The sequence below is a fragment of the Amycolatopsis rhabdoformis genome (assembly GCF_035918295.1).
Lineage (GTDB): Bacteria > Actinomycetota > Actinomycetes > Mycobacteriales > Pseudonocardiaceae > Amycolatopsis > Amycolatopsis rhabdoformis.
Window position 1 is genome coordinate 9,584,630 of record NZ_CP142149.1, and the last position, 23,016, is coordinate 9,607,645.

General features: G+C 70.6%; 20 protein-coding genes. 13 read left to right on the top strand and 7 right to left on the bottom strand.

Translation table 11 applies throughout. The features are described from left to right. The first annotated feature begins 12 nt into the window (after positions 1–12). Complete coding sequence (locus VSH64_RS44670) at positions 13–369, top strand: ArsC/Spx/MgsR family protein (RefSeq protein WP_326568769.1); 357 nt, start codon at positions 13–15, stop codon at positions 367–369. 211 nt (positions 370–580) lie between these two features. Here VSH64_RS44670 and VSH64_RS44675 read toward each other — a convergent pair whose 3' ends face one another. Then, a complete protein-coding gene (locus VSH64_RS44675) occupies positions 581–1,282 on the bottom strand; it encodes a TetR family transcriptional regulator (RefSeq protein WP_326568770.1) in 702 nt (233 codons plus the stop codon). Positions 1,283–1,380: 98 nt separating this feature from the next. On the opposite strand from VSH64_RS44675, the gene VSH64_RS44680 reads away from it, so the two are divergent. Both VSH64_RS44680 and VSH64_RS44685 read left to right on the top strand, forming a co-directional pair. Further along, positions 1,381–2,523: an FAD-dependent monooxygenase gene (locus VSH64_RS44680; RefSeq protein WP_326568771.1), complete on the top strand. Its 1,143-nt coding sequence runs from the start codon at positions 1,381–1,383 to the stop codon at positions 2,521–2,523. A gap of 105 nt (positions 2,524–2,628) precedes the next feature. After that, positions 2,629–3,543 carry an aminoglycoside phosphotransferase family protein gene (locus VSH64_RS44685; RefSeq protein WP_326568772.1) on the top strand — a complete coding sequence of 305 codons (915 nt, stop codon included), beginning with the start codon at positions 2,629–2,631 and terminating at the stop codon, positions 3,541–3,543. A 489-nt stretch (positions 3,544–4,032) separates the two neighbouring features. Here the strand turns inward: VSH64_RS44685 and VSH64_RS44690 are convergent, their stop codons facing one another. From VSH64_RS44690 to VSH64_RS44710, 5 genes are read right to left on the bottom strand one after another with little or no spacing between them, the layout of a single operon-like run. Beyond that, positions 4,033–5,877, bottom strand: coding sequence for a glycosyltransferase (locus VSH64_RS44690; RefSeq protein ID WP_326568773.1), 1,845 nt, complete (start codon positions 5,875–5,877; stop codon positions 4,033–4,035). A gap of 35 nt (positions 5,878–5,912) precedes the next feature. Further along, a complete protein-coding gene (locus tag VSH64_RS44695) occupies positions 5,913–6,941 on the bottom strand; it encodes a glycosyl hydrolase family 18 protein (RefSeq protein ID WP_326568774.1) in 1,029 nt (342 codons plus the stop codon). Between the two features lie 44 nt (positions 6,942–6,985). Continuing rightward, positions 6,986–7,957 carry an NAD-dependent epimerase/dehydratase family protein gene (locus tag VSH64_RS44700; RefSeq protein WP_326568775.1) on the bottom strand — a complete coding sequence of 324 codons (972 nt, stop codon included), beginning with the start codon at positions 7,955–7,957 and terminating at the stop codon, positions 6,986–6,988. 42 nt (positions 7,958–7,999) lie between these two features. Further along, on the bottom strand, positions 8,000–9,283 hold the full coding sequence (locus VSH64_RS44705; RefSeq protein ID WP_326568776.1) for a nucleotide sugar dehydrogenase: 1,284 nt from the start codon (positions 9,281–9,283) through the stop codon (positions 8,000–8,002). A gap of 5 nt (positions 9,284–9,288) precedes the next feature. Continuing rightward, positions 9,289–9,981: a response regulator transcription factor gene (locus VSH64_RS44710; RefSeq protein ID WP_326568777.1), complete on the bottom strand. Its 693-nt coding sequence runs from the start codon at positions 9,979–9,981 to the stop codon at positions 9,289–9,291. A gap of 180 nt (positions 9,982–10,161) precedes the next feature. Here VSH64_RS44710 and VSH64_RS44715 point away from each other — a divergent pair, with 180 nt between their 5' ends. From VSH64_RS44715 to VSH64_RS44735, 5 genes are all read left to right on the top strand, one after another. Beyond that, positions 10,162–11,682: a polysaccharide deacetylase family protein gene (locus VSH64_RS44715; protein WP_326568778.1), complete on the top strand. Its 1,521-nt coding sequence runs from the start codon at positions 10,162–10,164 to the stop codon at positions 11,680–11,682. Then, positions 11,675–12,517 carry a hypothetical protein gene (locus VSH64_RS44720; protein WP_326568779.1) on the top strand — a complete coding sequence of 281 codons (843 nt, stop codon included), beginning with the start codon at positions 11,675–11,677 and terminating at the stop codon, positions 12,515–12,517. Before VSH64_RS44715 ends, VSH64_RS44720 begins: the two co-directional genes overlap by 8 nt. A 101-nt stretch (positions 12,518–12,618) precedes the next feature. Further along, on the top strand, positions 12,619–13,251 hold the full coding sequence (locus tag VSH64_RS44725) for a sensor histidine kinase (RefSeq protein ID WP_326568780.1): 633 nt from the start codon (positions 12,619–12,621) through the stop codon (positions 13,249–13,251). Continuing rightward, complete coding sequence (locus VSH64_RS44730) at positions 13,248–13,904, top strand: response regulator transcription factor (protein ID WP_326568781.1); 657 nt, start codon at positions 13,248–13,250, stop codon at positions 13,902–13,904. Before VSH64_RS44725 ends, VSH64_RS44730 begins: the two co-directional genes overlap by 4 nt. Before the next feature lie 374 nt (positions 13,905–14,278). Next, positions 14,279–15,109, top strand: a complete 831-nt coding sequence (locus VSH64_RS44735; protein ID WP_326568782.1) for an alpha/beta fold hydrolase — start codon at positions 14,279–14,281, stop codon at positions 15,107–15,109. A 43-nt stretch (positions 15,110–15,152) separates the two neighbouring features. Here VSH64_RS44735 and VSH64_RS44740 read toward each other — a convergent pair whose 3' ends face one another. Beyond that, complete coding sequence (locus VSH64_RS44740) at positions 15,153–15,749, bottom strand: TetR/AcrR family transcriptional regulator (RefSeq protein ID WP_326568783.1); 597 nt, start codon at positions 15,747–15,749, stop codon at positions 15,153–15,155. A 148-nt stretch (positions 15,750–15,897) separates the two neighbouring features. Here VSH64_RS44740 and VSH64_RS44745 point away from each other — a divergent pair, with 148 nt between their 5' ends. From VSH64_RS44745 to VSH64_RS44765, 5 genes are all read left to right on the top strand, one after another. Beyond that, positions 15,898–16,641, top strand: a complete 744-nt coding sequence (locus VSH64_RS44745) for an SDR family NAD(P)-dependent oxidoreductase (RefSeq protein WP_326568784.1) — start codon at positions 15,898–15,900, stop codon at positions 16,639–16,641. 32 nt (positions 16,642–16,673) lie between these two features. Next, complete coding sequence (locus tag VSH64_RS44750; RefSeq protein ID WP_326568785.1) at positions 16,674–18,140, top strand: class I adenylate-forming enzyme family protein; 1,467 nt, start codon at positions 16,674–16,676, stop codon at positions 18,138–18,140. Then, the gene (locus VSH64_RS44755; RefSeq protein WP_326568786.1) at positions 18,130–19,590 is read left to right on the top strand and encodes a flavin-containing monooxygenase; all 1,461 of its coding nucleotides are present in this window, start codon (positions 18,130–18,132) and stop codon (positions 19,588–19,590) included. Before VSH64_RS44750 ends, VSH64_RS44755 begins: the two co-directional genes overlap by 11 nt. Before the next feature lie 96 nt (positions 19,591–19,686). Continuing rightward, positions 19,687–21,828, top strand: coding sequence for a hypothetical protein (locus VSH64_RS44760; RefSeq protein ID WP_326568787.1), 2,142 nt, complete (start codon positions 19,687–19,689; stop codon positions 21,826–21,828). A gap of 14 nt (positions 21,829–21,842) precedes the next feature. Next, positions 21,843–23,003 carry a S53 family peptidase gene (locus tag VSH64_RS44765; protein ID WP_326568788.1) on the top strand — a complete coding sequence of 387 codons (1,161 nt, stop codon included), beginning with the start codon at positions 21,843–21,845 and terminating at the stop codon, positions 23,001–23,003. Positions 23,004–23,016 lie beyond the last annotated feature (13 nt).

Here is a 23,016-nt window from a genome sequence, read left to right on the forward strand (position 1 = left end):
TACGGTTAGCCCGTGGAAATCTGGGTGAACCCGCGCTGCTCGAAGTGCCGCTCCGCCGTGTCGCTGCTGGACGAGGCCGGCGCCAGCTACACCGTGCGCCGGTACCTCGACGACCCGCCGACGCCCGCCGAGCTCGAGGCCGTGCTGGACCGGCTCGGGCTCGACCCGTGGGACATCACGCGCACCGGCGAGAAGGTGGCGACCGAACTCGACCTGAAGTCGTGGCCGCGCACGCCCGCCGACCGAGGCCGCTGGATCGAGGCGCTGTCGGCGAACCCGGCGCTCATCCAGCGTCCGATCATCACGGCCGACGATGGCACCACAGTCGTCGCCCGCGACGAGGAGACGGTGCGGTCCGTCTTGAGCTGACGCCTCGCCCTGCGTAGGTGTCGTGGTCCGTTTCGGTCATGCGCCTCCTGGTGTGGTCGGTGGTCTCGGTGCCGTGTCTCAGAACTGCCGTCTCACGGCCGCAGTGCCGGTGCCGTCGCGTGACGTGCTCTCTCGTGTCTTCTGATGTGTGCTGGTTGATGTGCGTCGCTTCGCTGGTGTCTCAAAAGTATCATAAAACGTCTCAATAATGCTAGGCCTTGAGGTGGCGGTAGACCGTGGCCCGGGAGACGCCCAGCTCGTCGGCGATCTTGGCGGCCGGGAACCCTTTGTCGTGCATCTCGCGGCACATCACGAGCAGGTTGCCGGTCATCACGGTCGGCCGGCCGCGCCCGGCGCTGGGTTCGACGTCGCCGAACAGGCGGTGGACACCGTCGAGCACCGCGGTGCGCACCTCGTGCGCGGGGCGGTCGGCGTGGAGGATCACCGGGTCGCTGAGCATGGCAATCGCCTGCGACGCGCGGATGTCCAGGGTGAGGTCGGGGTGCGGGCCCGCCACGATCAGGTTCGCGCGCAGCATGCTGTCGCGGAAGCGGTCGAACACCGACTGTGAAGCCGTAAGTCCCAGGTCACGCAGGTTGAGCTGCAAGAGATAGCGGTGCCGCAGCCAGACGTCGAGCAGGCCTTCGAAGATCGCTTCGCGGGCCGCGTGCGGGTCGTCGGCCAGGGCCTCCACCGCTTTGATCGTGGCCTCCAGGTCCACCAGCATCGGTTCGGCCAGGGCGGCGATGAGATCGGCCTTGCCCGGGAAGTGGTAGAGGACCGCGGCCTTGGTGACGCCGACCCGTTCGGCGATTTCCCGCACCGACGTCGCGTGATACCCCTTCTCGCCGAACAGCTCCATGGCGACCTCGAGGATGCGCGCACGGGTGTCGGGCGGCACTGCTTCGTTCATGCTTTCGAATCTACCCCCTTGCCTGACCGATGGACAGGAGCGTACGGTCGACCCTGACCGACGGTCAGTGGAACCGTCGCAGAAGGGGGAGACAGATCATGGCTGCGAAGACGGTGCTGATTTCCGGGGCCGGCGTCGCCGGGCCCACGCTCGCGTACTGGCTGGCCCGCGCGGGATACCGGCCGACGGTGGTCGAGCGGGCCGCGGGGCTGCGCTCGAGCGGGAGTCCGGTCGACGTTCGTGGGCCGGCCGCTGAGGTCATGCGGAAGATGGGCCTCACCGAGCGGGTGAGAGAGGCGGCCACGGAAGTCGCGAGCCTGCGGTTCGTGAACGACCGGGGCAAGCGCGTCGGCCGCGTGGCGATGAGCGATGGCGGGGGCACCGACGTCGAGCTGACGCGCACGGACCTCGCCCGCATCCTCTACGACGCGAGTGCCGAGGACGCCGAGTACGTGTTCCACGACTCGGTGATCGGGATCGAGCAGGACGCGGGCGGAGTCGACGTCACCTTCGACCGCGGCGCGCCCCGCCGGTTCGACCTCGTGGTGGGCACCGACGGACTGCACTCGGGCGTGCGCCGGCTGGCGTTCGGTCCGGAGCGGGAGTTCGTGGAGCACATGGGGGTGTACGTCGCGACCATGCCGTTCGACGGTCCGGTGCCGCACCGGAGCGAGATCGTCATGTACAACTCGCCGGGCCGGGCGGTGGCGGTGCATCCGTCGCGCGAACACGGGATCGTGGCGTTCATGTTCCGGCACGCGGCGGTGCCGGACTTCGACTACCGGAACGCGGAGCAGCACAAGCGTTTGCTGGAGACCGCGTACGCCGGGGCCGGATGGCGGGTGCCGGAGCTGCTCGAGCAGGTGCGCACGGCCGACGACCTCTACCTCGATTCGGTGTCGCGGGTGCGGCTGCCGAGCTGGGCCTCCGGTCGGGTGGTCTTGGCGGGTGACGCGGCTTCGTGTGTCTCGCTGTTCGGCGACGGCTCCACGCTGGCGATCGCCGGCGCGCACACGCTGGCCACGGAGCTGGCGGCCACGCCGGAGGACCCGGCGTCGGCGTTCCGGCGCTACGAGGCGACGCACCGGAAGCTGGTGAATCCGAGGCAGCGCAACGTTCCCATGGCGGCCGCGATGCTGATTCCCGCCACCCGGGCGGGGATGGCGGTGCGTAACTTCGGTACCCGGTTGGTGCCGTTGGTCAACGCCGCGCAGAAGCTGGCGTTGGCGAAGAGCGCCTGAGTGTCATGACGTTCGTTCTCGAGTCAGGAAAGGAGGTGAGGGAATTCGGTGGACAGGGGCTGAGCCGGTGGTTTGGATCTGAGACCACCGAGCAGGGGAGGCCTGTTGAGCGCAGGGGACATGTCGTCCGATGAAGTGACGATCACGGTGGAAGTGGTGCGGCGGCTGGTCGCCGGGCAATTTCCGGAGTGGGCGGAGCTTCCGGTAGTGCCGGTGCCGTCGCCGGGAGTGGACAACGCCACTTACCGGCTGGGCGACACGATGTCCGTGCGGCTGCCGCGGTTCGCGCGGTGGGAGGGACAGGTGGCGAGGGAGCAGCGTTGGCTGCCGTGGCTGGGGCCGCGCTTGCCGTTGCCGGTTCCGGTGCCGTTGGCGCAGGGGAAGGCGACCGAGGAGTATCCGTTCCCGTGGTCGATCTACCGCTGGCTCGACGGGCGGCGGCCCGACCCGGGCCGGCTGTCGGACCTCGGTGCGACGGCGACGGAGCTCGCGAAGTTTTTCCTTGCGCTGCAGGCGGTCGACGCCACCGGTGGGCCGCCGCCGGAGTGGAGCAACGGGTTCCGAGGGGTCGGCCTGGGTGACGAGCGTGATTCGGCCGTGGTCGAGGGTCGGGTGCGCCCGTGGCTCGCCGCGCTGGAGGGGCGGATCGACACGGCCGCCGCGACGGCGGTGTTCGACGCGGCGCTCGCGGCGCCGCCGTGGGACCGCCCGCCGGTGTGGGTGCACGGCGATCCCGCGCCCGGCAACCTGCTCGCCCGCGACGGTCGCCTCACCGCGGTCATCGACTTCGGCACACTGGCGATCGGCGACCCGGCCGTCGACCTGATCGCGGCGTGGACCCTGCTCGACGGCCCGTCCCGGGCGACGTTCCGCGCAGAACTCGCTGTCGACGACGCCACCTGGGCCCGCGGCCGAGCCTGGGGCCTCACCGCCCTGCTGCCCGACCCGAACCGCCCGGCCACCGACGCCAACGTCAAGGCCGCGCGGCTGGACGCACTGCTGGCTGATCTGGGGCGGTGAGGGCCGGTGAGGTCGGTTGGTCGGCTCGGCTGCCTGATCCGAACCGGCCCGGCGACCAAGGCCAGGGGTGCGGTCGGACGGGCTGCCTGCTGACGTGGAGCGGTGAGCAGCGGGCTTGCTTTGGTCGGATCGGCTCTGCGATTCGAACAGGCCCGGTGGCCAATGCCAGCGGTGTGGTCGGACACGCTGCCGGCTGGTCTGAGGCGGTGAGCAACGGGCCAGCTCGGCCGGGTCGAGTTCTCGGCTGGCGTAGGGGTTTGCTGCGTTCAGTCTGCGGCGCTGAGTGGCCGCGTGGGGTGCGGCATGCGAAGCAGCCGAGTCGAGCAGCCGAGTCGAGTAGCCGAGCCGGCCGAGTGGGGTCCGGGCAGGCGGGCCGAGCACCCAGGGCGGGTGGCCGAGCCGCGCAGCCGTGTCAACCGTGCGAGTTGGGCACAGGCGCGAGGCGGTGCGCCGCGCTGGGCGGTGCGGAGTGGGTGTCGGTCGTGGTTGTCAGCTGACTTTTTCGTGGGGGAGGGGGTCGGGGGGCCAGTCCGGGGGCCATTCGGTCGGCCACGCTGGTTCGGAGTCGGGTGTGGTGGGTGAGGCAGAGGTGGGTTGGGGGAGTGAGGGAGTTGTGGGCCTGAAGGTGCTGTGCTGAGTGTTGCGGTTGCGGGGGAAAGGTGAAGGGAGCAGCTGGGTGTCGGCGGAGGCGAGTCCGTTGCTGACTGCGGTGTCGGCCGCGGTGGGGGAGAGGCCGTTGCTGCGCGAGGTTTCAGCCGCAGCGATGGCGCCGACGGTGTCGACCGTGTCGATGTTGTCGCCGGGGGTGCTGTCCGTTGTGGGCACGGCGTGGTCCTCAGCGCGGGCAGCCGTCGTGATTGACGGTGAGCCAGGGGAGTTCGCTGCTGCGGTCGCGGCCGGGGTTGCGGCGGGCGATGGGCTGAGAGCAGGCAGCGGCGCAGACACCGGTGCCGGCGCCGCAACCGGCAACGCTGCAGACACCGGCGCTGGCGCAGACATCGGTGCTGGAGCCGAAACCGGCACTGGCGCCGAAACCGGCACTGCCGCGGACACCGGCACTGGCGCGGACACCGGCACCGGCACCGAAGCCGGCGCCGGCTCTGCTCCTCGACGGGTCGGGCTGGTCCAGCGGCCGGAGGAGCGGACGCGCCAGGCCTGGGGCAGCGTCCAGAGGGCGACGCACGCGTCGAGGCAGCGGAGGGGGAGGTAGAGGGGCGCCATGAGGAGGTAGCGGGCGCGGCGCTCGATGAGGGTGACCGCGACGGTGAGGAGGAGGTCGGGAAGGAGGATGCCGAAGGCGATGGTGGGGAGGTTGACGTAGTGGCCGATGGCGAGGGTCAGGTCGCCGGCGATGGGGACGGAGAGGAAGCCCGGGATGAGGGCCAGGAGGAGCAGCACCGTCATGAGCGGTAGCAGGGCCATGAAGAGGCTGGCGAGCACCAGTTCGACCACGTACAGGCCGAGCATGGCGCTGAAGAGGTCGGCGCGGGGGCGGTAGCGGCTGACGGTCTGCCAGAAGCCGAGTGCCCAGCGTCGGGTCTGGTGGAGGTAGTCGCGCAGGGCGTCCGGGTCCTGGGTGACGGCGATGGCGCGCAGGGAGAAGCCGACTTTGCCGAGGCGTTTGCGGTAGACCTCGAAGGTCATGTTGAAGTCCTCGATGACCAGGCCCGGCGGGTTGATGTCGATCAGCGGCAGGGTCTGCGCGCGGTAGAGGCTGGCGAAGCCGGGGACGATGAGGGCCGCGTTGGTGCGGTGCCAGGTTTGGCCGAACTTGAGGAGGCGTTGCAGCAGGGCGTAGATGCGGGCGCGGTGGGCCGTGAACAAGTACGGCAGGAAGCCGCGGCGGGCGGTGGTCCAGTCGGTGGCGGCGCAGCCGGCGACGGCGACCACGGTGGGGTCGTCGAATTCCGGGAGGGCGGCGTCGAAGTAGCCCGGGTCGAGGCGGGTGTCGGCGTCGAGAAGCAGGACCGCGTCGAAGCGGGTGGCGAGGGAGAAGTGGTGCACGCCGGCCTGGAGGGCGCCGGCTTTGCCGACGTTGGTGGGGGTCTCGGTGACGTTCACGCCGCACGCCAAGGCAAGCTCGACGGTGCGGTCGGTGGAACCGTCGGACACCACGTGGACGTTCTCGGCCGGCACGAGGCGTGTGATGGCGGCGAGCGAGTCGGCGATCACGACCTCCTCGTTGTGCGCGGCCATGAGCACGGCCACGCGCGAGCGGTGCACCCGGGCGGGCCGCGAGCGGGGCACCGGAGACGGCCGTGGTGGCGCCGCCGGCCGCAGGCGGTTCTCCACCGCGCGCGCCAAGCCGGCCATGCCCCACACGGTGAAGTTCACCCCGAAGACGAAAATGACCAGCAGCCACAGGGGAATCATCGTGCCTCCGCCGGAGTCCAGTAGGTGTCGAGCTTCGACCACACGAGGTCGTCCTCCGTGCCGAAGAGCCAGAGGTACACCCCGCCGATCCCGAATTGCCGGGCCTGGGTGAACTTGATCGACGCGCTGTACGCGTTTTCGAACCACACGTCGTGCCGCTGGCCCGCGGCGTCCACATAGGAGAAGTGAGGTGATTCGCTGAAGCCGTCCCACTCCACGGGCGCGCCGAACTCGCGCGAGCGGCCGTAGGCCTGCACCCAGGTGACCGGCACCGCGCTGTGCCCCACCCAGTCGTAGCCGTACATCGGCACGCCCAGCACGATCTTCGACCGCGGGATCTGCGACGTCGCATACGTGAGCACGTCGCGAACCCACCCCTCGGGCGCGATCGGGCCCGGCGCGGACGTCTGCCAGTGGTAGTCGTACGCCATCAGCCGCACCTGATCGGCGGCGCGGCCCAGCGCGGCGTAGTCCTGCGCGCGGTTGCGCTCGTCGTAGCCGGCGTCGGTGGTTTTCGCGAACACGTCCACCGAAAGCCGTTTGCCGTTGGCCCGCAACGCATCCGCCAGCCGCGTGATGAACGAGGTGAACACGAGCCGGTCCGTGGAGCGCAGCTCCTCGTAGTCGATGTCGACGCCGGCGAAATCACCGCCCACCACCAGCGCCACGATGTCGTCGATGTGCCGCCTGGTCGCCGCCGGATCGTGGAGGATGGACTGCACGATCTGCGGGTGCCAGCGCCCCTCGGTGACGTTCGCGATCGTCGGTGTGAGCTCCACGCCCGTGGCCCGCAGGCGCGCCAGATCCTGCGTGCGCGGCGACTGCGAGACGAGCCGGCCGCCCGCGTCGAGACCGTAGAGCCACGGCGACGCCTCCGTGACCTGCGAAGTGTGCGCCTGCACCGTCGACGTGCCCCCGGCCAGGTTCCAGTAGGGGAGCGACGCGATCGTGTGCGGCTGCACGGCCGCGCGCGCCCCGCCGTCGCGCAGCAACGTCAGCACCAGCAGCTCACAGACGAGAAGCACGGCGACCCGGCCGCGGTGACGCGACCGGGTCGACCGGCGCGTCGTCAACCGGCGACGGCGGTCCGCAGCTGCGCCCGCCGGTCGTCGATGACCGCGTCGATGGTCTCCCGCAGGCTGTGCGCCGCGCGGAACCCGACCTGCTGCGCCGCGCGCGCACAGTTCGGCACGCGCCGCTGCATGTCCTCGTACCCCGCGCCGTAGGCCTCCTTGTACGGCACCTTCACGATCGAACTGTCGGACCCGGTCGCCGCGATCACCAGCGCCGCCAGCTCTTCGATGCTCACCTGCTCCGGGCTGCCGAGGTTGTAGACCGAGCCGTGCGCCGACTCGTCGTCGAGCAGCGCCACGAGCGCCGGCACCACGTCGAGCACGTGGCAGAAGCACCGCGTCTGCCGGCCAGTGCCGAACACCGTGAGCGGCTCTCCCGTCAGCGCCTGGTCCACGAACCGCGGCACGACCATTCCGTAGTGGCCGCGCTGACGCGGGCCGACGGTGTTGAACAGCCGCACCAGCACCGTCCGCACCCCGAGCTCGGCGCCGTAGAGGTAGGTGAACGTCTCGTCGAGCGCCTTCGCCTCCGCGTACGACCACCGGTTCTTCAGCGGCGACCCGATCACGCGGTCGTCGTCCTCCCGCAGGCCGATCGAGGTGTTCTTGCCGTACACCTCGCTGGTGGAGGCCACGAGGATGCGCGCGTCGTGGCGCAGCGCCGCGTCGAGCACGACCTCGGTGCCCAGCAGGTTCGTGCGCAGGCTGTCGAGCGTCTTGCGCAGGATCGTGAACACGCCGACGGCCGCGGCCAGGTGGTACACCTGCTCGACCCCGTCCATGCAGGACTCCACGGCGCCCGGATCGCACACCGACCCCTGCACGATCCGCAGCCGCGGGTCGCCGGCGACGGCCGCGAGGTTCTGCGACGTGCCGGTGCTGAAGTCGTCCAGCACCACCACCTCGCGGTTCTCGCCGAGCAACCTTTCGGTCAGGTGGGAACCGATGAAGCCGGCCCCGCCGGTCACCAAGCACCGCATCACGTACGCCCTTTCACCGAAGGAAAAACTTCAGACCAGCTCGCGGTGCGCGGCCGCGTCGAACTTGTAGGTGGCGTCGAGCACCAAGGGACAGTGCTGGATCCAGTCGTAGGACTGTCCAGGGTGGACGGTGTGGATCAGCACCAGGTCGAAGTCGGTGCCGTGCGGGTCGGGGATGCTCTGGTACGAGCGCCCACCCAGCCGCAGCTCCGGCACGAGCGGGTCGTGGTACTCGACCTTCGCACCACCAGCGGCCAGCCGCTCGAGGATCTCCAACGCCGACGACTCGCGCAGATCGCGCACGCCGGGCTTGTACGTCACGCCCACCACCACGATCCGCGCGCCCGCGACCCCGCGTCCGGCGGCCGAAAGCGTGGCCGTGACACGGTCGGCGACCTGGCCGGGCCGGTGCGCGATCGACGTCATGGCCTGGTTGATCAGCGGCGCGTGGCCGTGGGCCTCGCGCAGCTGCCACAGCAGGTAGTGCGGGTCGCACGGGATGCAGTGCCCGCCGACGCCGGGGCCGGGGTAGAAGCTCATGAACCCGTACGGTTTCGTCGCCGCAGCCCGCGTGACCTCGATCGGGTCGAGCGAGAGCGTGGCGCAGATGCCGGCGAACTCGTTGGCCAGCGCGATGTTCACCGCGCGGAACGAGTTCTCGTACAGCTTCGTGAGCTCCGCCGCCTCGGCCGAGGACACCTCGTGCACGAGCGGGGTCAGGCGCTCCAGCACGCGCCGGGCGTGGCCGGTGCACGCGGCCGTGCAGCCGCCGACCACCCGTGGCGTGCTGAGCTGCGTGTGCTCGGGCACGCCGGGGTCGATGCGCTCGGGACTGAAGGCCACGAACACGTCCTCGCCGACCACGAGACCGCGGTCCCGCAACGGTTCCTCGAGCAGCTCCCGGGTCGTGCCGACGTAACTGGTGGACGTGAGCACCAGCGTCTGGCCCGGCCGCGCGTGCTCGACCACCGCGCGGCAGGCCGAGCGCAACGGGCCCAGGTCCGGTGTCAGGTACCGGTCGAGCGGCGTCGGGACGCAGACGATCACCGCGTCGGCCTCGGCCAGGCGCGCCGGGTCGCCGGTGAGGTCGAAGCGGTCGTCGCGCCGCGCCAGCACCAGGCGGGCGAGATCGGCTTCGACGAGGTCGGGCTCGCCGGCCAGGATCGTGTCGCGCCGTTCGGCGCTGGTGTCGAGACCCAGCACGCGCGCGCCGTCGGCGTGCAGGCCCAGTGCGGTCGGCAGGCCGACGTAGCCCATTCCTACGATGGCGACGGAGGCGAGGCCCTCGGCCTCGCTCAGAGGTGATTCGGCCATGAGGGTCAAGGGGTTTCCCCTTTCCATATCGGCATCTCGCCGTGGGGCTCGATGCCGGCGGCTCGGGCGATCTTCACGACTTCCAGTCCGCTGTGGACTTTCAGCTTGCGGAACAGGTTTCGGGTGTGCGTGCGCACGGTGTTGCGGGAAAGCTGGAGCCGAGCCGCGATCTGGTCGCTGCGGTCGCCGTCGACCATCGCCACCAGCACTTCGCGTTCACGCTCGCTCAGCACGTCGAGAGGGCTCGAAGCCGGCCGGTGCGGGGTCGCGGCATCGCGGCGCAGGCGGTCGAACAGCACGGTGAGCAGTTCGGGCGGGTACCACGCGTGCCCGGCGCGGGCGCGACGCACGTGGTCCAGCAGGTCTTCGAGCGAACTTTCCTTGGGGATCCAGATGTCGATCCCCGCGTGGGCCGCGCACACCGCGAGATCCCGGTCCCGGCTCGCGGTGAGGGCGACGAAGCGCGCCATCGGCACCGCCTCGCGCCAGCTGCGGACCCGCTCCCGCACGTCGGTGAGCGACTCCAGCTCCACGGTCACCACGTCCGGCTGCTGCGCGACGAGCGCGGAGCGCAGCGCCGGATCGGAGGTGGCGCGGGTGCCGACCACCCTGATCCAGGGCACCGCGGCGAGGCTCGACGTGAGCACGTCGGCCACCATGCGGTGATCCTCGATCAGGAACAGACGGGTGATGTCCACGCCGCACAGCAAACAGGCCGTGAAACGGGTTGTCCTCAGCCAGCTGTGCGAAAGACGGCTCATGCAGATGACGGAGATCCGGCATCTGCGGTAGGCCGCGTCATCCCGCATGGGGATCCGGCCGCCGGGCTCGGTCTTTACGGTCGGCTCAGGTATCCCCGATCATTTTGGTGGCCACCCATGGAACGAAGTAGGCGGAAACACCGCAAGGCCCGCAAGGGATTCGATTTCCGGCGGGCCCGCACACGGCTCGCGGTCTGCGCGGCCGCGCTGCTGTGCGTGCTGCCCGCCCTGGTGGTGGGCAGCTCCACAGCGGGTGCGTCACTGGCACGGCCGCTGGGCGTGGTGCTCACTTTCGACGACGGCAACGCCGATCAGATGACCGCGCTGCCGATCCTGCAGAAGTACAACATGAAGGGCACCTTCTACATCATCAGCGGTTCGGTCGGCGCCCCCAACTACCTCACGCAGGCCAACCTGAACACCATCAAGAACGCCGGGCACGAGATCGGTGGTCACACGGTGACGCACCCCGACCTCACCACGGTGCCCGCCGACGAGGCGAAGCGGCAGATCTGCAACGGCCGCGCCTCGCTGGCCGCGATGGGCTTCTCCGTGACGAGCTTCGCCTACCCGTACGCGGCGCTGAACACGTCGGTGAAAAACAACGTGAAGGCGTGCGGGTTCAACAGCGCCCGCGGTCTCGGTGACCTGGCTTCGGCGCACGGCTGCGCGGGCTGTCCCGCCGCCGAGACGACCAAGCCCGCCGACGCGTACGAGATCAAGGCGCTCGACGAGGACGACAACACCTGGACCCTGGCCCAGATGCAGAGCGCGGTCACCGCGGCCGAACGCAACGGCGGCCTGCTCACCTTCACCTTCCACCACATCTGCGCCGGCACCGGCTGCGACGAGCTGTCGATCACGCCCACGCGGCTCGACCAGTTCCTCTCGTGGCTCAACGCGCGCAAGGGCGTGGGCACCACGGTGAAGACGATGCAGCAGGCCATCGGCGGCGCGGTGAAGCCCGTGGTCACGGCACCGGCGTCGACGAACACCGGGCTCGTGAACACCTCGCTCGAGAGCTCGACGAGCGGCACCGGTTTCCCCGACTGCTACATGCCGGGCGGCTACGGCGGCAACACGCCGACGTGGACGAGAACCACGGACAAGCACACCGGCACGTACGCGCAGCGCCTCGACGTCGCCAACTACACCGACGGTGACGCGAAGCTCCTGCCGACGTTCGACCTCGGCGCCTGTACCCCGACGATCGCGGCGGGCAAGACCTACACCGTCGGCGTCTGGTACAAGTCCACGGCGATCACGCAGTTCTCGCTGTACTACCGCACCAGCCAGGGCTTCTGGACGTACTGGACGTCCGGCCCGTGGCTCGCGGCGGCGCCGAACTGGACGCAGGGCACGTTCACCACTCCTGCGGCGCCCGCGGGCGCGACCGGGCTGAGCTTCGGTCTCGCACTGATCGCCAACGGTTCGGTGACGACGGACGACTACTCCTTCGTCGCCGGCTCCGGAACGGCCGCGGCGGCCGCCGTGCAGGCGTCCACCTCGAGCCCGCAGCGGTTCAGCGTGACGAGCCGCAACTCCGTGAAGGCCGGTTCCTTCGGCCGCAACGCGAAGCCGCTCGTGCCGGCAACGCGCCCCGGACAGGTCATCGCTCCCGTGGAACCCGGTGACTGACGTCCGTTCACCGTCGCTGCCCGGCGCTCGCCGCCGGGCAGCGACCCGGATCAGATACGCGGTGTGGGGTCTGGCGGCCGTGATGACCACCGCGTCCTGCACCGGCGCGCCCGTCCACTCCCCTGGGGCGGGCGCGCCGGCGGGTCCGCCGGTGGCCTCGTCGACGACGCCGCCGAAGGAATACCCGTGGCACACGAACATCGTGGCCACCACGTTCTGGGTCGGGGAGATCTTCGACCCGAACGCCGAGGACGGCAGCCAGGTCGAGTCGGCCTACGACGACCGGTGGCTCGACCACTACGGCGGCTGCGACGGAGTGGTCACGGCCGCGAACTGCGAGACCGAACCACGAACGGCGGCCAACGGATTCTTTCCCACGCGCATGACACCACAGGAAAATCCGTTCTACCTCGACCTCCCTTTTGACGATGTGGGAGACGAGGTGGCAAATCGTCAACGCGCGAGCGTGGTGCCGTGGGCGGGGGAGGAACCGTATTCCTCGAAGGTTTCCGATCGTGGCTTCAGCTTCCTGAAAAATCGCTGGGTGCGAATCCGGCACGCGCGCAAGACTTGCTACGGGCAGATCCAGGACGCGGGCCCCGGCCGCTACGACGACGCGAAATACGTGTTCGGTGCCGATGACGCCCGGCCCGCGAATGATCGTTTCAACGGAGCCGGAATGGACGTGTCACCTGCGCTCAACGGCTGTCTCGGATTCACCGAACTCGACGGGGAGGATGATCGGGTCGACTGGCAGTTCATCGACGGCTCCGCAGTGCCACCGGGACCGTGGAAGATCATGGTGACCACCAGTGGCGTCACACACGAGAGCTGATTGCCCGCTATTCGCCGAAGCCTGGGTTATGCGCCAGTAACGCCCCCAAGATCGGGGACGACTCTCCTCGGTCGGGGAAGGTAAAGGCGAGGGAAAAAGCCATGGAAACCGTGCCGGAGCGCCGGGCGGCCACCGGGCGCCGCAGCGAAGATCGGACTGTTCGAGCTCTGTGGGGTGTGTTGCACGATCTCGGCCACGAGATCACGACGTTGGCCTACCTGGTCGAGTCGGAGCTGAAAGACGTGGCCGGCGTGGAGCTGATCGAAGAGCAGGTCTCGCGGGTGCGCACGATGGTCTCCCACGCGCTGGCCGCCGAAACGCACGACGAGATCGTGCCGTTGCGCCCGTTGCTGGCGCAGCTGGTGAAGCTGGCCGATCGGGTCAGCGAGCCTTCGGTGGTGCTCGCGGACGGCGCGGCCGCGGCCGTCCGCGCGGACGGCACGGTGCTGTGGCGCATCCTCGCCAACGTGCTGGGCAACGCGGTGCGTGCCGCGGGGCCCGATGGTCACGTGCGCGTGGAACTCACCGCGAACTCGCCGGTCACCGTGACGATCACGGACGACGGGCCCGGGTTCGGGCGCATTCCGCCGGGTACGGCCTCGCTCGGCCTGGTCACGGTCGCGCACCTGGCCGAGGCCACGGGTGCGCAGGCGCTGGTCGGGCCCGGTGAACCTGAGGGTACGTGCGTGCGGATCGTCTTCCCCAGCCATCTGAGTGAAGGGGAGCACGAATGACGAGCATCGTCCTGGGTGACGACCACAAGGTTTTTCTCGAAGCGCTGGCCGGGCTGCTGGAGCGGCACGGACTGCGGGTGGTGGGCACGGCCCGCACGCTCGAAGAGGTGGTGGACACGGTCCGTGAAGAACGGCCGGACATCTGCCTGCTCGACCGCAACTTCGGCGCGGGCCCGGTGGAAGACGGTGTCGCGGCCACGCTCGCGGCGAGCCCCGGCACGAAGGTCATCATGCTCACCGCCAGCCCCGGCAACGGCGCCGTGGCCGACGCCCTGCGCTCCGGCGCGGCCGGCTACGTGCACAAGACGCGCGGCGTCGAGCACCTCATCACCGCCATCGACCGCGTGATCGCCGGCGAAACCCTCATCGACGTGCCCGCCCGCACCGCGGCGCCGGTCGCGGACCGCTCCCGCGAAGTCGATTTGAGAGAACGCTTTCTCACCAGTCGCGAACGCCAATGCCTCGCCATGCTCATCGACGGCGACACCACCGAGACGATGGCCCGCCGTCTCGGCGTCTCCACGGCCACCGTGCGCAGCCACGTGCAGGGCGTGCTGGTGAAGCTCGGGGTGCACTCGCGCCTGGAGGCCGCCGCGCTGGCCGTGCGCCACGCACTGGTCCCGGCGGCGTCCGTCGGTCCACGGCCGGCTTGAGTCCTTTGTGGATCAGCTGTGGTAGGTGGTGAGGACTTCCCGCGGTGACCCGTGCGCGCATGCCGGCGGCTGTGCGTCGCGGGTCCTTCGGGGATCCCGACCACGCGTTTCTTCCTGAACCGGGCTCGGCCGAGCCCGGTTCTCGCCTGTCCGGGGTCCGAACGGGCGGCGAGGCGCTCGGCGGCGCCCTACCGGGGCGGGCCGCGAGTTCACTCTTCCGGTCCGGATCCGAGGCTGACCCCCAAGCGCCGCCACCATCGAAGTTATTCCAGATCTTACGATGATCTTTCACGCATCGCGCACAACTTGATTGCACGCAATCTAGTTGTAGTGTTCAGGGCAAGCGAAGCCCTGAACTTCCCGAGGAGCAAGAGATGCGCACACGTACTCGCCTGGCCCGGATCGCCGCCGCGACCGCCGCGGTGGCCGCAGCCGCCGTGTTCGTGGCGGTGCCGTCGTCGGCGGCGCCGCAGCAGGTGGACCACCATGCGCCGGCGAAGGCGAAGCCGACGATCGTGCTGGTGCACGGCGCGTTCGCCGACGCGTCGAGCTGGAACGGTGAGGTCGCGCGGCTCGAGCAGCGCGGCTATCCGGTGATCGCCGCGGCCAACCCGCTGCGGGGCGTGGCTTCCGACGCCGCCTCGATCAAGGCCCTGGTCGACAGCGTCGACGGGCCCGTCGTGCTGGTCGGGCACTCCTACGCCGGCGACGTGATCAGCGAGGCCGCGTACAACGACCCGAAGGTGCAGGCGCTGGTCTACATCGCGGCTTACCTGCCGGACAAGGGTGAGTCCGCCCTCGACCTCACGGGCAAGTTCCCGGGCAGCACGCTCGCCGACACGCTGCAGCAGGTCGCCCTGCCCGGTGGCGGGACCGACCTCTACGTGAAGCAGAACCTGTTCCCGAAGCAGTTCGCCGCGGACGTCCCGCTGTCGCAGGCCCGCCTGATGGCCGCCACCCAGCGCCCGGTCGCCATGGCCGCGCTGACCGAGGCCTCGACCGACCCCGCGTGGAAGCAGAAGCCGGTGTGGGACCTGATCCCGACCGGGGACAAGAACATCCCGCCGGCCGCGCAGGAGTGGATGGCCAAGCGCGCCCACGCGCACACCGTGGTGGTGCCGGGTGCTTCGCACGCCGTGCTGGTCTCGCGGCCCGACAAGGTCACCGACATCATCGTGAGCGCCGCCACGGCGACCACGAAGTAGCTCCGAGATCACCAGCCCCGGCCGGACTCCGGCCGGGGCTTTTTCATCGGCCCAGCATCCGCTCGACCAGCGCGGTGTACTGCGCCACGAGCGCTTCGCGCGTGAGCCGGCCGCTCGGCGTGAACCACTCGCGCAGGCCGTTGAGCATGTCGAGCACCGCCATCGTGGTCACGGTTACGTCGTCGATCCGGAATTCGCCGGCGGCCACGCCTTCGGCGAGGACATCGCGGAACGCGTCGTGGTAGGCGGTCTGCAGCTTGATCCCCTCGGCCTGCTGCGCGGGGTCGAGCGCGTAGCGGATGGGGTTGCCCACCAGCAGTTCCGGCCGCCGGTCGTCGCTCAGTTCGAGGTGCAGGCGCACCACGCGGCGCACGCGTTCGGCCGGGGGCAGCGCCGCGTCGCGCAGCACGGGCACGGTCGCGTCGACGAAGTCGGTCATGAACCGCGACACGATCGCGTGCAGCACCTCCTGCTTGTTGGTGAAGTGGTGGTACATCGTCGACGACGAGATGCCCACGGCGTCGGCCAGATCGCGGATCGAGGTGGCGCTGTAGCCGCGTTCGTGGAACAGCACGCTGGCGCGTTCGAGGATCAGGTCCCGGAGCACGGGGCCCTCGTCGAGCGACTTCTTCCTGGCCACGGTCCTCCTTCAGCCGAACGGGACAGGCGTACAGCGTAGGCGAGTACAAACGTCCCGATCGTACGATCGACATGTTGACGCACGCCGCGCGGCGTGGCTAGCCTGGGTGTCGATCAATCGATCGACACGAGCGAGCGACGGGGTCCTCATGGTGGAACACGACTGGTCGACGCAGCCGCGGCCGGGCAGCCGCGTGGTGGTCACGGGTGCGGCCGGCGGGCTGGGGCAGGCGCTGGTCGCCGCGCTCACGCAGGTCGGCGCCCGCGTGGTCGGCATCGACCGCGCCGCCGTGGGCCCCGAGAGCCTGGTCGCCGACCTCACCGACGAGACCGCGGCCGCCCAGGCCGTCACCGAAGCGACCGAGCGGCTCGGCGGCCTCGACGCCGTGGTCGGCGCCGCCGGGATCGTCGACACGATCCACCGCGCGAGCAGCTTCCCGATCGGCGAGTTCCGGTCCGATGTGGACGCCAACCTCGTCGCCCAGTTCGTGCTGGCCCGCGCGGCCTACCCGGCGTTGAAGGAATCGGCCGGCTCGATCGTGTTCCTCTCGTCGGTCGCGGCGGAAGACGGCCTGCCCGGCCAGGCGGCGTACGCGGCGGCGAAGGCCGGTGTGCTCGGTCTCACGCGGTCGCTGGCCGCCGAGTGGGGCGGCGACGGAGTGCGCGTGAACGCCGTCGAACCCGGCCTGTTCGCGACGCCCAAGGTGCTCGCGATGCCCGAGTCGGCCCGCGAGCGGCTGCTGGCCGGCGTGCCGATGGGCCGCGTCGCGACGCTGGGCGAGGTCGTCGGCTCGATCCTCTACCTGCTGTCCCCGGCCGCCGGTTACACCACGGGCCAGGCGCTGCGCCTCGACGGCGGCTCCGGCCTCACCCGCGGCGGCTTCTACCGCTGAGCACTCACCCCGAAGCACCTCCAGGAGAGTCCGTGTCCCCCAGCACCCTGCCCGCCATGCTGCTCGACATCGCCGGAAGACACGGCCCGAGCGAGGCCCTCGTCGACGGCGAGACCCGGATCTCCCACGCCGACCTGGTGCGCCGCTCCGCGGTGGTGGCCACGCGCTTGCGTGAGCTCGGCGTGGAACCCGGCGACCGCGTCGCGATCCTGCTGCCCAACGGCTGGCAGTACGCCGTGAGCTACTTCGGCGTGCAGCTCGCCGGGGCCATCGGCGTGCTCGTGAACACGCGCTTCGCCCGCCCCGAGATCGACCACGTGCTCGGCGATTCCGGCGCGAAGCTCGTGATCACCGACCGCGACCTGCCCGGCGCGATCGACGCGGCCGTGCTCACCGCCGACCACGGTGAGACCGCCGACGCCACCGTGTTGCCGGGGCAGCACACCGAGCCCGGCGCCGTCGCGCACCTGCTCTACACGTCCGGCACCACCGGCCGCCCCAAGGGCGCGATGCAGACCCACGCCAACCTGATGTTCAACGCCGGCACCGTGCGCGAACGCCTCGGCGCCGGCCCCGGCGAACGCACGCTCGTGGCCGCGCCGATGTTCCACGCCACCGCGATCGTGTCGCAGTTCATCGGCTTCCTCGCCAACGGCGCCTGCTGTGTGTTCACGCCCGCGTTCAAGGCGGAGACCACGGTGGCGCTCATGGCGTCCGAGCGGATCACGTTCTTCGCGGGTGTCGCGGCGATGCTGCGCTTGATCCTGCTGAAGGCGAAGGACGCGGGCGCGGACCTGTCGTCGCTGCGGCTGTTCGTGATGGGCGGCTCGCCGGTGCCCGAGTCGTTCCCGGCGCAGGTGCTCGCGCAGCTGCCGGATCTGGTGCTGGGCAACGTGTGGGGCCTCACCGAAGGCACGTCGATCGTCACCTTCACCGCCGGCGCCGAGTACCTGAGCCACGCGTGGAGCGTCGGCCCGGTCGTCGACGGGGTGGAGGTCGCGATCGCGCTGCCCGGCGAGCCGCCGCGCGACCTGCGCGACACCGTCGGCGAGCTGTGCGTGCGCGGTCCGGTGGTGGCCGCGGGTTACTGGGGCAACCCGGAGGCCACCGCGTCGACCTTCGTGGACGGCTGGTTGCACACCGGTGACGTCGGCTCCATCGACGGCGAAGGTTTCGTGCGGGTGCTCGACCGGCTCAAGGACATGATCATCCGCGGCGGCGAGAACATCTACAGCCTCGAGGTGGAAAGCGCGCTCGCGCAGCACCCCGACGTGGCCGAGGTCGCCGTGGTGGGGGTGCCCGACCCGATTTTCGACGAACGCGTGCGCGCGGTCGTCGTGCCGCGGCCCGGGCGCACGCCGACGGAGGAAAGCCTGCGGGCGCACGCCGCCGAGTTGCTGGCCGACTTCAAGGTGCCGGTGGAGTGGCGGTTCGTCACGGAGCTGCCGCGCAATCCGTCGGGCAAGGTCCTCAAGCGGGAGCTCACCGATGCCGGCTGAGCAGGTCGACGTGGTGGTGATCGGCTCGGGCTTCAGCGGCCTCGGCATCGCCGCGCGCCTGGACAAGGCCGGGTTCCGCTCGTTCCGCGTGCTCGAAGCGGCCGACGACCTCGGCGGCACCTGGCGCGACAACACCTATCCCGGCTGCGGCTGCGACATCCCGTCGCCGCTGTACTCGTACTCGTTCGCGCAGAAACCCGACTGGAGCCGGCTGTTCGCCGGCCAGCCGGAGATCCTGGAGTACCTGCGCGACGTCGCTCGCCGGCGCAAGCTGCTCGGCCGGCTGCGCTTCGGGCAACGCGTCACGCGCGCCGCGTGGGACGAAAGCGCCGGCCGGTGGGATGTGACCACGGCGACGGGGGACACCTATCGGGCGCGATTCGTGGTCTCCGCCGTCGGTCCGCTGCACTTTCCGGCGGTGCCGCAGCTGCCGGGTGCGGAATCGTTCGGCGGCGAGGTGTTCCACTCCGCGCAGTGGCGCCACGACGTGGATCTCACCGGCAAGCGCGTGGCCGTGATCGGCACGGGCGCGAGCGCGATCCAGTTCGTGCCGGCGATCGTGGACCGGGTGGCGGCGCTGACCGTGTTCCAGCGCACGCCGCCGTGGATCGTGCCGAAGGCCGACCGCGAGTTCGACGCCCGGCACAAGTTCTGGGCGCGCTGGTTTCCGCCCTACCGCTGGTACGTGCGGGATCGGCTGTACTGGATCCACGAGAAGCGCGCGGTCGGGTTCGTCGCCGACCCCGCGGCGATGGAGCAGACGGCCGGCCTCGCCCGGCGGCTGCTGCGCAAACAGGTGCCCGACGAGGACCTGCGCGCCCGGCTCACGCCGGACTACACGATCGGCTGCAAACGCCTGCTCATCTCCAGCACCTGGTACCCGGCGCTCACGAAACCGCACGTCGACGTGCGGTCCGGCGGCGTCGAGTCGGTGCGGCCCGGCGAGGTCGTGGGCGAGGACGGCGTGGCCGTGCCCGCCGACGTGATCATCTACGGCACGGGTTTCGACACGCAGGAGACCATCCGGTTCGAGGTGGAGGGCCGCGACGGGCGCACGCTCGCCGAGGCCTGGGGCAAGGGCAACGAGGCCTACCTCGGCACCACGGTGGCCGGGTTTCCGAACCTGTTCTTCATGGTCGGCCCGAACACCGGGCTGGGCCACAACTCCCAGGTGTTCATGATCGAGGCCCAGGCGTCCTATGTGGTCGCCGCGCTGCGCCGGCTGCGGCGCGCCAAGGCGTTCGAGGTGCGGGCCGAGGTGCAGAACGCGTTCAACGACTGGCTCGAGTCGCGGATGGCCGCCACCGTGTGGCAGACCGGCGGCTGCCGCAGCTGGTACCAGGACCCGAGATCGGGCCGCAACACGGTGCTCTGGCCGGCGGGCACGGTGGAGTTCTGGCGCCGGACGCGCCGCTTCCGGCCGCAGGACTACCTGGTCACCCCGGCCTGAGCACTGGGCTGAACGGGGCAATTCGGGCGCGCGGTGCAACTTTCACCGCACCCTTCGCGTAGGTAGCGGGTGATCCGTTGTCCACCGGAGGTGTGTGTGCGTAAACCTTTGACCGTGCTGGGGGTCGTGGCGCTCGTCGCGACAGGGGCAGGGGTCGCGGCCGCCGCGCCGCAGGTCAGCCGACCGCAAGCAGAGCCGACGAGCGACCGCACGGCGTTGCTGATCACCGGCGACGTGGTGCGTGTCCACGAGCTCGGCGGCGGCCGGGCGACCTACGACGTGGAGCCGGCCGCGGCCAGGGGGCCGGCGCGCTCGCTGGTGCACCTCGGGCTCGGCGGCCGGAACTACGAGATCCCCGCCACCGCCGTGCCCTACCTGGGCCGAGGGCTGGACCTCGGCCTGTTCGACGTCGACCGGGCGGCGAGCGACCACGTGACCACGCCGGCGCGCACGTTCGACCGCGCGGCGGCGAGGAGCTTCGGCGCGCAACTGGCGCAGCAGTACGCGCACGACCGGGCGCGGGGCAGCTTCGGCGGCTTGTTCGCCGACGTTTCCGGCCCGTCGGCGGAGAAACAGCCGCGCGGTGTGCTCAACACGCTCACGCTGGCGGCCGACGAAGTCGACGGAACGCCGTCCGACACCGGTATCTCCCTGCTCACCAACCTCGACGACTCGACGCTGGTCGACGAGAACGAGGCCCTGAACTTCTTCTACGACGGCACCGCGAAGTACAGCGTGCCGGCCGGGAACTACAGCGCCATCAGCGTTTTCTTCACCACGGCGGCCGACGGCAGCGTGTCCGGCGTGCGCGAGGTCGTGAACCCGGAGTTCACCGTGAAGGCCGACGCGACCGTGCGGATGGACGCCAGGAAGGCGACCAGCAAGGTCACCTGGGTCACGCCGCGCCCGGCGCTGCTGGACGACAACGGGTTCTTCCTCCGCCGCGCTCCGAAAACCGGCCCGGCGGTCACGTTCGACTACGACGCCGGACCCGGGGTGCCGATGTGGATCTCGCCGGTGGCCAAGGCCGTGCGCACCGGTGAGCTGCAGACCTACCCGTACGCACACCTCATCTCGCCGCCCGGCACAGGCTTGCCGTACGAGTACTGGCTGCAGAAAGCCAGCAGCGGCACCATTCCGAAGCAGCGCTACACGCCGACCGAGGCCGATTTCGCCACCGTCGACGCGAGTTACTACTCCGAGCTGCCCTCACTCGGGCGGCACCAGCGCAGTGGGATGTTCCCGTTCGAGACGGTGAGCAGCCGGCCGTCGGTCCCGATTCCGTTGCCCCGCCGCCAGATCGAGTACGTGCAGGCGGCACCGGGGCTGCTGTGGTTCGGCGGCTCGGCCAAGTACTTCCGCGCCGACGACGAGCTCGTGACCTGGTACGGCGACCAGCGCAGCACCAGCGAGAGCTATCGCGGTGGAGAGCACAAAACCGAGGGGTACAACAAGTTCCCGCTGCACCCCGCCGGCGCGACCGCGGTGGGCGCGGCCATCCCGTCGTCGTCGTTCGTGGTTCCCGGCGTGGTGCGCGACGGCGACGACGTGGCGATCGACCTGGTTCCCTTCACCGACAACGAACCCGGGCACACCGGCACGGGCACCTACGGCGAACCGGGTGACCTCCGCGACGGCCACTACCGGCTCACGCAGGACGGCGCGGTCGTCGAGGAGGGACCGTCGGGGGAGGACGTGCAGTTCACGCAGCCGGTCGGTGCCGCGCCGAGCGTGCTCGGGTTGACCGTGGACGCTACGCACAGCGGGCCGATGTTCCGGCTCTCGACCGCGACGCACACGGAATGGTCGTGGCGTTCGCAGCACGTCGACGGGCCGGTGCTGCCGGCGCCGTTGATCTGCCGGATCAGCAAGGGGCAAGCGCCGGACACGGCGTGTGGGGTGGAACCGCTGCTCATGCCGACGTACGCGGTCGGTGGCCTCGGCCTCGACGGCGCGACACCGCACGGCCCGCAGACGCTCGACGTCACCTTCGCGCGGATGCAGGCCGCCGCGAGCAGCACCGTGTCGTCGGCCACCGTGCAGTTCTCCACCGACGGTGGCTCGACCTGGCAGGACGCCCTCGTCACGCCCGGCGGCGGCGGCACCTTCCGCGCGGCCTACTCGGTGGTGCCCGAAAGTCCTGACGGGACGGACGTGGCGCTGCGTGTGACGGCCGCGGACGCCGGCGGGAGCACCGTCGACGAGACGCTCACCGCCGCCTACCACGTGAAGTTCTGAGGGGAGTGTCCACTGTGTCCACCAGAATCCTCGCGGTCACCGCGATCCTGGGCGCGGCTCTCGTGTCCGCCACCGGCACCGCGCACGCCACAACCGCGCCGCGGGCAGCGTGCGCGGCGGTCGGGCCGACCATGGCGCGCTGCCTGACCAGCTACGTCCCCGTGGCAACGGGGGTGGGCACCGGAGTGGCCGCCGACACCCCGGACGGCTGGGGCGCCACCGACCTGGCCGCGGCCTACCGGCTGCCCGCCGAGGCCGGGCCGGGTGACCTCGTGGCGATCTCGATCGCCTACGACTCGCCGTCGCTGGAGCAGGACCTCAACACCTACCGCACGCAGTACGGGCTGCCACCGTGCACTTCGGACACCGGCTGCTTCCGCAAGGTGAACCAGCGTGGCGAGGCGGCACCGTTGCCCGGCAGGGACTTCGGCTGGAACCTGGAGTCCACCTTGGACGTGTCGATGGTGTCGGCGGCTTGCCCGTCGTGCCGGATCCTGGTGGTGGAAGGCGACAGCCCGCTGTTCCCGGACCTGGCCGCCACCGAGGACACCGCCGTGCGACTCGGGGCGAAGATCGTGAGCAACAGCTACGGCGGCCGGGAGAGCGGTGTTTCGCTGGCGTACGCGAGCAGCTACCAGCACCCGGGCGTGACCACCGTCGTGTCGTCGGGCGACGCCGGTTACACCGCCGCCAACTACCCCGCGGTGCTGCCGAACGCGGTGGCCGTCGGCGGCACCGTGCTCGCGCGCGATTCGTCGCCGCGCGGCTTCGCGGAGTCGGCCTGGGCCTCCGGCGGCAGCGGCTGCTCGGCCTACCTCGCGAAACCCTGGTGGCAGAAGGACAAGCACTGCCGCAACCGCACGGTGGCCGACGTCTCCGCGGTCGCCGAGAACCTGTCGCTCTACTACGGCGCGGCGGGCGGCTGGTTCACGGTGAACGGCACCAGCGCTTCGGCGCCGTTCGTCGCCGGCCTGATCGCGCGGGCCGGCCACGCGGGCACCACCACCGCAGCCACCGTCTACGCGGGCGCGGCGCACTTCTCCGACGTGACCACGGGCTCCAACGACCTGCTCTCCGGCGGCCACAAGTGCGGTGGCGACTACCTGTGCGTCGCAGGTGCGGGGTATGACGCGCCGACGGGGCTCGGGTCACCGGACGGACTCGCGGGACTCTGAGCCGGTCGACGCG

What these genes read in the sequence shown, in the direction of transcription:
- VSH64_RS44725 (WP_326568780.1), top strand. Translation starts at nt 12,619, where the DNA reads ATGGAAACCGTGCCGGAGCGCCGGGCGGCCACCGGGCGCCGCAGCGAA.
- VSH64_RS44730 (WP_326568781.1), top strand. Translation starts at nt 13,248, where the DNA reads ATGACGAGCATCGTCCTGGGTGACGACCACAAGGTTTTTCTCGAAGCG.
- VSH64_RS44715 (WP_326568778.1), top strand. Translation starts at nt 10,162, where the DNA reads ATGGAACGAAGTAGGCGGAAACACCGCAAGGCCCGCAAGGGATTCGAT.
- VSH64_RS44745 (WP_326568784.1), top strand. Translation starts at nt 15,898, where the DNA reads ATGGTGGAACACGACTGGTCGACGCAGCCGCGGCCGGGCAGCCGCGTG.
- VSH64_RS44675 (WP_326568770.1), bottom strand. Translation starts at nt 1,282, where the DNA reads ATGAACGAAGCAGTGCCGCCCGACACCCGTGCGCGCATCCTCGAGGTC.
- VSH64_RS44755 (WP_326568786.1), top strand. Translation starts at nt 18,130, where the DNA reads ATGCCGGCTGAGCAGGTCGACGTGGTGGTGATCGGCTCGGGCTTCAGC.
- VSH64_RS44705 (WP_326568776.1), bottom strand. Translation starts at nt 9,283, where the DNA reads ATGGCCGAATCACCTCTGAGCGAGGCCGAGGGCCTCGCCTCCGTCGCC.
- VSH64_RS44680 (WP_326568771.1), top strand. Translation starts at nt 1,381, where the DNA reads ATGGCTGCGAAGACGGTGCTGATTTCCGGGGCCGGCGTCGCCGGGCCC.
- VSH64_RS44735 (WP_326568782.1), top strand. Translation starts at nt 14,279, where the DNA reads ATGCGCACACGTACTCGCCTGGCCCGGATCGCCGCCGCGACCGCCGCG.